The organism is Blautia sp. CGZ-1-C1, assembly GCF_056504575.1.
In genome coordinates this window covers 20,165-29,379 of record NZ_JBWLUT010000078.1, presented here as the reverse complement: position 1 = coordinate 29,379, position 9,215 = coordinate 20,165, and the positions used below count along the sequence as shown (strand labels likewise).

The window sequence follows — 9,215 nt, the reverse complement described above, 5'->3', positions numbered from 1 at the left end:
GTAAAGGAACAGCGCTGTTTTATTTGAGAAGTTATGATATCAAAAATAATCGTACCATCTTCCAGTACGGTTTTCTCGTAAGAAACCTCTTTACCCTTAAATTTGTTCTTAATGTATTCTTCCGGATCATCCAGTTCCAGTTCTTCCACAAAAACATCCCGCATCTGATTGCGCGGACATTTATTAAAAATTTCCCATATTAATTCATATTCTTTCATTATCTTTCCACTTTCTGTATTTGAATATTTATAACTTTTTTTGACTTACAAATCCATAACCAAATAACTGCTTCGCAGTTTATCAGAAGGGGCTTGTACCCCTTCTGATACAAGCAAGTCCCCACCCACTGCTTATTGCTCTTCGCAATTGAAGCAGGGGACTTACTTGATTTGGTTAAATTGTATTGTTTAAAATATTTTGTGTGCATCCATTTTGAACTCATTATAATTATTTTTAGATTTTTTGTCAAAAATAATTGCATGAAATCAAATTATAGCGTATGATAATTTATAATTATCAAAATAGCAAATGTTACTGTATATCTATTGCCGTCAGATTTTATTATCTTCCGGCATATTTGTTATATTCAGTAACTGCAAAATTACATATATAAAGGAGAGAAATCTATGAAACTTTTAAAAGACCGAATTCTTAAGGATGGAATTGTAAAACCGGGAAATATTTTAAAAGTAGACAGCTTCTTGAATCATCAGATGGATATCACTCTCATCAATGAAATCGGCAAAGAGTTCAAACGCCGCTTCTCTGACTGTCCAATTACCAAAATCCTTACAATTGAAGCATCCGGTATCGGTATTGCCTGTATCGCAGCTCAGTACTTTAATGTACCTGTCATTTTCGCAAAGAAAGCACAGAGTGTCAATCTGGATGGAGAAATGTACACAACTAAGGTAGAATCTTTTACTCACAAGAAAGTATACGATGTTATCCTTTCCAAGAAATTCCTTGGTCCGGAAGATCATGTTCTTCTGATTGATGACTTTCTTGCCAATGGATGTGCACTTCTCGGTCTGATCGATATCGTTAAGAAATCAGGGGCTACACTTGAAGGTGCCGGCATTGTAATTGAGAAAGGCTTCCAGCATGGGGGCCAGCAGATTCGTGATATGGGGATCCGTCTGGAGTCTCTTGCAATCATCGATTCTATGTCTGACGATTCTTTAACATTCAGAGAATAATTTTTCTCCTGTAATTTTCATTTTTTAGGGCAGAAAAGATAGTTTCTTCTATCTCTCCTGCCCTTTTTATATTTCCCTATGAATTTTTGTATTACTGTACACAGAGTAGGCTGTAATATTTTTGCCACTTTCTGATTCGATGTTTTATCTGTTCTTTAATCTTTTGCCAGCTTCAGTGTAGTCTTCGGAGCTGGTGTTGGTGTTGGTGTTGTTTTCGCTTCCGAATCATCTTTCGGCGAATCTTCCGGGGTTGATGTTGCTTCTGGTGTATCAGTTACCTCAGGGGTTGGTGTTGCCTCTGGTGTTGGCGTTGGATCAGGCGCAATTTCATCTTCTGTATAAGTTCCGTTATCCACCAGAATCTGATAGTTATCTTTATCGATCACCTGCGCTCCACAGGTAAATGTTCCCACAATTTTCATACCATTATCATACTGTGAATAATCTTTTACATCAACTTTCTCACCCGTCAGATAATCAATTGCCATCTGAGCTCCGCCCTTCGCAAGCTCTTCACGATCCATAAACATGGTAAACGACATCTTACCTGTTGCAATATCTTTTACTGCCCGAACTTCACTGCCATAGCCAGTAATCACCGGCCATTCTTCGCTTTCAGATTCCAGATCATTATCGCTTAGTACTTCCTCTGCTGCATATGCAAATCCATCATACGCTGTACAGATAATATCTGGTGTTTTCTCTTCCATATAGAACTCTTTTATTATCGATTCCAGCTTTGACTTTGCAGATGTCTCACTCCATCTCATGATCGCAGTGTCATCAAATGATGTATTTCCTGATTTACATACAAGAGTTCCATCATCCAGATATTCCTGAAGTCCTTCCTGGATTCCATTGCACAAAAACAGCGCACTGTTGTCATCCGGAGATCCCATAAGAAATTCTATGGTATAAGATTTCTTATCTTCCCTTGCCTTATCCAGATCCATCTTCTTGACTATTTCAGCAGCAATATCTTTTCCGATTGCTCTGGTATCATATGAAGCATAATAATTAATATCTGCAGTATCGCAAATCAATGTATCATAGGAAATAACCGGTATCTCCTGCTCCTTTGCAGTTTTTAAGATATCTGTCAGGCCATATGGATCTACAGGATCAATAATAAGAGCTGAAACCTGCTCATCAATGAACTCCTGTATCTGAGAAATCTGAAGTGCTGAATCGCCGTTTGCATTCTTAATATCAGCCTCATATCCACCATCTGCAATCTGCGAAGTCATTGCCTCACTGTCAATCTTTGCATTCTCATCTTCTTCTGAAAGGAGCACTCCGATTTTTCCAGCCGGAGCTTCTGTCACCTCATCATCTGAAGAATCGTCTGACTGATTCGCATTATTATCAGAAGAATCCTTACCTGTGGATTCACTCTCAGACGCATCTGAATTCTTTTCTCCTGATTCTTTGCTGCCCTCTGTTTTGCTACTGTCATCAGCATCAGAGGTCTGTTTATTTTCTGCTTCTACTTTATCGCCTTCCTCTGTTACCTCACCTACACCCTCTTCTTCTACCTGGGCACTTTCATTAGCTGCTTCTTTTGCATCATTCTTTTCACATGCGGACAGGAACATGGAGGATACCATTATTCCAAGCAGAATAGCAGTTGCTCTTCTTTTCATAATATGATCCTTTCTATCTTTATTTATCGGCTTATTTGTCAATTCCCTTATAATCCCTCGCAATGTTTTTGAGATAGTCACGATAGGCAACGGCCACCTTCTTAGGCTTCAGGATATGTACGTTTCTGCCCATTGAAACCAGCCAGCCAAATAATGCCTTGTCGACTACTGCCTCGACTGTCACAGTAAAACTATCTGCTCCTTTTTCCTTGCAGACAACTTCCGGACCAAATGTACGCAGGATTTTCTTTTTTGCCGAGTTCTGACATATAAGCTTCAGCTCTTTCTTATTCTCGGCATTCTGATCAGGTACCGGTGCCGGCACACGTCCTGACAGAGTCTGCTCTTTCTGAACTGTCGCTTTTGCTGTTATTTCTCCTGTCTCTGACACTGCTTCCTGATGTTTCGTCTCTTCACCTTCATTGGTTATAGCTGAGGAATCTTCTTCTGTTTTTTTCGTATTTTCTGTAAAATATCCGCCTTCGCGGCCTCTTCTATAGTGTATTTCCATTCCAAAATCACGTAAAGTCTCCAGATCATCATAGATACTCTTTCGCTCTGCGCGTATTCCCCGTTCTTCTAACTTTGTCAGAATTTCCTGCATGGAAACCGGCTTCTCACTGGTAGTTTCAGATAACATTCTCTCCAGATACAGGATTTTTCCTTTTTGATTACATGATTTCGCCATAATTATCCTCTCACAAATCTGTGGTATATATAGTCATTTGCTTCTTTTTCCTGACTGTCATCCAATGGTGCAAGTTCTACTTCTTTTCCATACTTTCTTTCCAGCGCATGTCTGATAAGCCAGTCCGCAAGCTGTGGATTCTTCGGGAGTAACGGTCCGTGCAGATAAGTTCCAATCACATTTTTATATACTACTCCTTCGTATCCTGACTGGCCATCGTTGCCTTTTCCATAAAGCACTTTTCCTAATGGTTTATTGCCATTGATGCAGGTTCTGCCACCATGATTTTCAAATCCTACAATTGGCATGTCAAACAAGTCACTTTGCAGCACGATATTCTCGATCAGTCTTCCTTCGCCCTGCTCTGTATAAAGATCTACCAGGTCAAGGCCTTTTATATTCCCCTGTTCTGTTTTATAATACTTTCCAAGCAGCTGATAACCACCGCAGATTGCAATAACAACTCCATTATCCTCCACATAAGCCTTAAAGTCCGGCTGAATCTCCTGGAGCTTCTCACATACGATCATCTGCTCTCTGTCTGAGCCGCCGCCGAGAAGTACGATATCAAGCTTTGAGAAGTCTATTTTATCATCCAGCTCAAATGGAATCGTCTCTGCTTCTATTCCCCTCCACAGGCATCGCTTCATCAGGCACTGAATATTTCCCCTGTCGCCGTAAAGATTCAGAAGATCCGGATATAAATGTCCAATCGTGATTTTCATTATTTCTCGCCCTCCAGTTTCTTCAGAATGTTTCTGGTACTAAACAATGCTGTATAATTTACAAGTACATACAGATTACCCACACCATCCTCTACTCTGTCCCGGATGGCTTTCTCTACATCTCCCTCCAGAATAGACGGAATATCTACATATTTCAGACGCAGACGCATATCCTGACAGCGGATTCCGCTTACCGTAATAGATTTTACTGTGGAATTGCCAAGGAGGTCAAAGTCTACATCCCAGAGCCAGGAAATATCTGTTCCATCCTGCGCATTATCATTGATTGCGATAATAATATCTTTTGGAGACTGATCCTGCATCACCGCAGAAATATTCTGGTTAAATCCCGCCGGATTCTTGGCAAGATTTAATGTCACTCCGGTACCTTTGATGCGGAACTGTTCCATACGGCCATTCTCCGGATTGAACTTGCTAAGCATATCCTCAAAATGTGTTCCATCAAATCCCGCCGTTCTCACACCGGCATATGCTGCCAGAATATTATATACATTGTAGAAGCCCTTATAGTTTGCCACAATATGCTTTCCTTCTACATTAAAGCTCAGCTGGTCACCAACCTTTACATCCTCTGCATCAAAATTCAGCTTCGGTCTTGCAAAACCACATTTCGGGCAGTAATAATCTCCAAGCTGGCTATAATGATAGAATCTGTATTCCAGCTTCTCACCGCAGCATTTACAGAAACGTCCCTCTCTGATCTCGTTTGCCGCAGATTTGATCACAGGCTTGCTGATTCCATAAGTTACATATGAATTTCCTGAATCCATGGCAAGATATGCGGATAATGCATCATCACCATTTACAATGATCTGCATTTTCGGCACTTTACGCATCATTTCTTCCAGAATATTCATGGTAATATCAATCTCACCGTAACGGTCAAGCTGATCTCGGAAAAGATTTGTCAAAAGCATATAATCTGGTTTGATTCTCGGAAAAATATGTCTGGTCGACGCTTCATCAGCCTCAATGCAGGCATAATCTGCGTCAATCTTTCCATTCCATTTCGCCGCCAATACAAAAGCTGCCACAACACCATTAAGCATATTGGAGCCTGTATGGTTACAGATTACCTTCTGTCCCTCCGCCTCTAATGCCGCACAAAGCATATTATTGGTAGTTGTTTTTCCATTAGTACCGCAGGTTGCAAAGATTGCCTTTCTCACCTGCGAAGAAAGCTGCTCCAGGATATCCGGACAAATCTTAATTGCCACTTTTCCTGCCCAGGTTACACCCTGTCTTCCCATTTTCTTACATACATATCCTACAAATTTCGCTGCCAAGACAGCAGTCATTACTCTTATTTTCATTGTGTATTATATTTCCTTTATAATATGATCACCGTTATTATTTCGCTGTACCGACAAGTTGATTTTTGAAACAATCTTGTCGATACGGTAGATGAAAACCGTCAGGATTTCCGAAACAATAATAAACAGTTGTTTTATTCAAAATCTGTATCCTGCAGATAATCCGAACACACACCAGCCGCACCTTTCTGCATATAGCCCTGCGCTTCCTTCAGATTATTTACAGTATAAATATATAGCTTTATTCCTTTTTTGTCAAAAATCTCCTGGACATCCTCTGACCAGTATTTATAATAAACCGTTGCTGCCTGAATATTTTTCTCTTTGCAAAATGCTGCAATCTCTGTCAGATCTTCTTTGGAATATTCCTGCCATAACGAATAAATATAAGCAGGAAAATTATATAGCAGTGCAGTTCCTGCGAACATGGCCTGATTATAAATTTCCGGTATGACCTGTCCCATCACATCAGGAACACCTGCTTCCTGAGCTAATTCGATATAATCGGCATAATCTTCAAGTGTTTTCTGGTAATTCCGGACAGAATACTGCTTAGAATCCAGCATCACAAACGCATCCGGATAATCACTCAGCAACATTAACAAATCTTTAAATGTCATCGGAGTATATTTTCCACAGACAGGTCTGGATATAAACTCTTCTGAGGACAACACATTCTTTCCATCGCCTTCCCACTGATCCAATGATTGATTCCAGCTATGGCGACATACCCAGACATTGTCAGAAGTCTTCACAAGGTCGACTTCAAATAATCTGCATCCCATCTGATAACTCGCCAGAAAACTCTCTTTTGAATTTAAATATGTCTTATCGCCAATACCACCTAAGGCATGTGCGATCGTCTTATAATTCTCCCAGTTAAATTCAGGGGGAGTGGCAGATATGGAATTGATATCATTCCCCCATAGGAAAAGTGTAACAGCCAGTAATTCTACTAACAGCAGAAATAATCTGATGCAATAACCTAATCCTGATTTTTTCTTTGTAGTATTCTGACTCAATTTCTTATTCTCCTGACTGTCATTTGTATTCCTCTTCTAAACTGCTTATTGCTCTTCGCAACCTCCGCAGGGGACTTACTTGATTCGGTTAACTCAACATTTATATACTCTACGATTTTACGCTATCTGACACAAATAATCAAGGGCAATAAATAGCAAAAAAGGATCTGCTAATTTCAGATAAAATAAAAACTGCACATACATGGCCGACACCATATATATGCAGTCTCATTATCGTTTGGACAAATATAAGTCAGATATAATTATACTAACTCGATCAGTACTTCCATTGCAGCATCGCCTTTACGCGGTCCGATCTTAACGATTCTTGTGTAACCACCGTTACGGTCAGCGTATTTTGGAGCGATCTCATCGAACATCTTGGCAACCATATCTACGTCTTTTGTGTTTTTCTTTCTTCCAGCGCCTTTTGCAGGTACTTCTTTAACTGGATAGAAAACTTTCATCATCTGACGACGAGCGTGAAGTCTGGAAGGAGCATCTTTCTTGATCTCTTTCTGTACTTCATCGTATACAGTTTTCTTCTTTCCGTCAACAACTTCTTTTACTCTCTTGCCTTCAGCGTCTTTACGAGCTACTTTAGCAGTTACAGTAACAGTTTCGAAGTTGTCTTTTTCACGAACAGCCATAGCTACAAGGCTCTCAGCGATTTTACGGATTTCTTTTGCTTTAGCTTCTGTAGTAACGATTTTTCCATTGTATAACAGATTTGTTACCTGGTTTCTCAGTAATGCTTTTCTCTGATCAGAAGTTCTGCTTAATTTTCTATATTTTGCCATTTAATTTTCCTCCATCTGTGGGACAGCCGGGCACGCTTGTTCGGTCTTACTGTCCGACTGCTTAGGCATTCCCACCGTATAATATCTCTTCGTTAAATGTTCTTACTCTTCTGTAGGCTGAAGCTGTAATCCCAGCTCTTTCAGTTTCGCAAGAACTTCTTCTAATGATTTACGTCCAAGGTTACGAACCTTCATCATATCATCAGAAGTCTTGTTACATAATTCTTCAACCGTATTAATGCCGGCTCTCTTCAAGCAGTTATAGGAACGAACAGATAACTCAAGTTCATCAATGCTCATTTCCAGAACTTTTTCTTTCTCATTGTCTTCTTTCTCGATCATAACCTCAGCGGTCTTTGCATTCTCGGAAAGGTCAATGAAAAGGCTTAAGTGCTCGCTTAATACTTTTGCTGCAAGGCTTACAGCCTCGTCCGGATCAAGTGTACCGTTTGTGTACACATCCAGTGTCAGCTTATCGTAATCGGTTACCTGGCCAACACGAGTATTCTCTACGATCATGTTAACTCTTTCTACAGGAGTGTAGATTGCATCAACTGCAAGTACACCGATAGGCATATCATCAGATTTACCTTTGTCAGCACTGATATATCCACGGCCTTTTGTAATAGTAAGCTCCATAGCAAGTCTGCAGTCCTTACCACCATTTAAGGTAGCAATTACCTGATCAGGATTCATAATCTCAATATCCTGATCAGCCTGAATATCAGCTGCAGTTACAACACCTTTACCTTCACACTCAATGTATGCAGTCTTAGGCTCATTGTCTGTACTGTGATTCTTAATAGCAAGGCTCTTCAGATTCATGATAATATCACTTACGTCTTCTTTTACGCCCGGAATGGAGCTGAATTCGTGAAGCACACCATCAATTTTAACCTGGCTTACAGCTGCACCCGGCAGGGAAGACAGCATAATTCTTCTTAAAGAATTTCCAAGTGTAGTTCCATATCCTCTTTCCAGAGGCTCAACTACGAATCTGCCAAATTTTTTATCTTCAGATAATTCGGTAATCTCGATTTTAGGTTTATTAAAATCAAACACTATAAGGTTCCCTCCTTCTGGGTTAATAAAAGTTTGAGGGTATTCATTCAAATACTACAATTCAGCGGATGATAAAATCAGCCACTGAATCGCATAATGCAGAAATATTACTAGGTAATCTTCTACGATATAATCCTATGGATTATTTGGAGTACAACTCGACGATAAGCATCTCGTTTACAGGAACGTCGATTGCTTCTCTGTTAGGAAGTTCTTTTACAGTTCCTTTTAAATTCTCCTGATCTACATCAATCCATTCCGGAACAAGACGTCCACCAGTTACTTCAAGGATACCTTTGTATCTTTCAGAACCTTTGGATTTCTCTCTGATTTCGATCTCGTCACCAGCTTTTACAAGGTAGGAAGGAATGTTTACACATTTTCCGTTTACAAGTACATGCTTGTGGTCAACAATCTGACGAGCTTCTTTTCTTGTTCTTGCAAATCCCATACGGAATACAACATTGTCAAGTCTGCTCTCAAGAAGGATCATAAGGTTTGCACCAGTCTGTCCCGGCATTCTGTCAGCTTTGTTGTAGTAGTTGTGGAAAGGTTTTTCCAGAACTCCGTAGATGAATTTTGCTTTCTGTTTTTCTCTTAACTGTAAACCATACTCAGACATTTTACGATTAGCACGTTTTAACTGTCTTGTGGATTTTTTATCAATTCCTAAATAAATCGGATCCAGGCCAAGGGATCTGCATCTTTTCAGAACAGGCACTCTATTTACTGCCATTTCTCA

At 39.9% G+C, this 9,215-nt stretch carries 10 protein-coding genes; 1 reads left to right on the top strand and 9 read right to left on the bottom strand.

Going from position 1 to position 9,215, the window contains the following annotated elements; all coding sequences use genetic code 11:
* Window positions 1-218: hypothetical protein (locus AC058W_RS05985; protein WP_479389818.1), on the bottom strand; the 218-nt coding region annotated here is incomplete at its 3' end.
* Window positions 219-626: 408 nt separating this feature from the next.
* Here AC058W_RS05985 and AC058W_RS05980 point away from each other — a divergent pair.
* Window positions 627-1,199: a xanthine phosphoribosyltransferase gene (locus AC058W_RS05980; protein ID WP_118630378.1), complete on the top strand. Its 573-nt coding sequence runs from the start codon at window positions 627-629 to the stop codon at window positions 1,197-1,199.
* A gap of 155 nt (window positions 1,200-1,354) precedes the next feature.
* On the opposite strand, the gene AC058W_RS05975 is transcribed toward AC058W_RS05980, so the two are convergent.
* The 8 genes from AC058W_RS05975 to rpsD all read right to left on the bottom strand — a co-directional run bounded on the left by AC058W_RS05975 (window position 1,355) and on the right by rpsD (window position 9,209).
* The gene (locus AC058W_RS05975; RefSeq protein ID WP_243118114.1) at window positions 1,355-2,842 is read right to left on the bottom strand and encodes a substrate-binding domain-containing protein; all 1,488 of its coding nucleotides are present in this window, start codon (window positions 2,840-2,842) and stop codon (window positions 1,355-1,357) included.
* 31 nt (window positions 2,843-2,873) lie between these two features.
* Window positions 2,874-3,530 carry a WYL domain-containing protein gene (locus AC058W_RS05970; protein ID WP_118630379.1) on the bottom strand — a complete coding sequence of 219 codons (657 nt, stop codon included), beginning with the start codon at window positions 3,528-3,530 and terminating at the stop codon, window positions 2,874-2,876.
* A gap of 2 nt (window positions 3,531-3,532) precedes the next feature.
* Window positions 3,533-4,255, bottom strand: a complete 723-nt coding sequence (locus AC058W_RS05965) for a type 1 glutamine amidotransferase (protein WP_118136636.1) — start codon at window positions 4,253-4,255, stop codon at window positions 3,533-3,535.
* Window positions 4,255-5,589 carry a MurT ligase domain-containing protein gene (locus AC058W_RS05960; protein WP_117675235.1) on the bottom strand — a complete coding sequence of 445 codons (1,335 nt, stop codon included), beginning with the start codon at window positions 5,587-5,589 and terminating at the stop codon, window positions 4,255-4,257. The genes AC058W_RS05965 and AC058W_RS05960 overlap by 1 nt, the downstream gene beginning before the upstream one ends.
* Window positions 5,590-5,723: 134 nt before the next feature.
* On the bottom strand, window positions 5,724-6,611 hold the full coding sequence (locus AC058W_RS05955) for a phosphatidylinositol-specific phospholipase C/glycerophosphodiester phosphodiesterase family protein (protein ID WP_118136638.1): 888 nt from the start codon (window positions 6,609-6,611) through the stop codon (window positions 5,724-5,726).
* Between the two features lie 263 nt (window positions 6,612-6,874).
* Complete coding sequence (locus tag AC058W_RS05950; protein WP_117675239.1) at window positions 6,875-7,411, bottom strand: bL17 family ribosomal protein; 537 nt, start codon at window positions 7,409-7,411, stop codon at window positions 6,875-6,877.
* 102 nt (window positions 7,412-7,513) lie between these two features.
* Entirely contained in the window at window positions 7,514-8,473 is a 960-nt protein-coding gene (locus AC058W_RS05945) for a DNA-directed RNA polymerase subunit alpha (RefSeq protein ID WP_117675241.1), read from the bottom strand.
* Window positions 8,474-8,615: 142 nt separating this feature from the next.
* Window positions 8,616-9,209: a 30S ribosomal protein S4 gene (gene rpsD / locus AC058W_RS05940; protein ID WP_117675243.1), complete on the bottom strand. Its 594-nt coding sequence runs from the start codon at window positions 9,207-9,209 to the stop codon at window positions 8,616-8,618.
* Window positions 9,210-9,215: the final 6 nt, after the last annotated feature.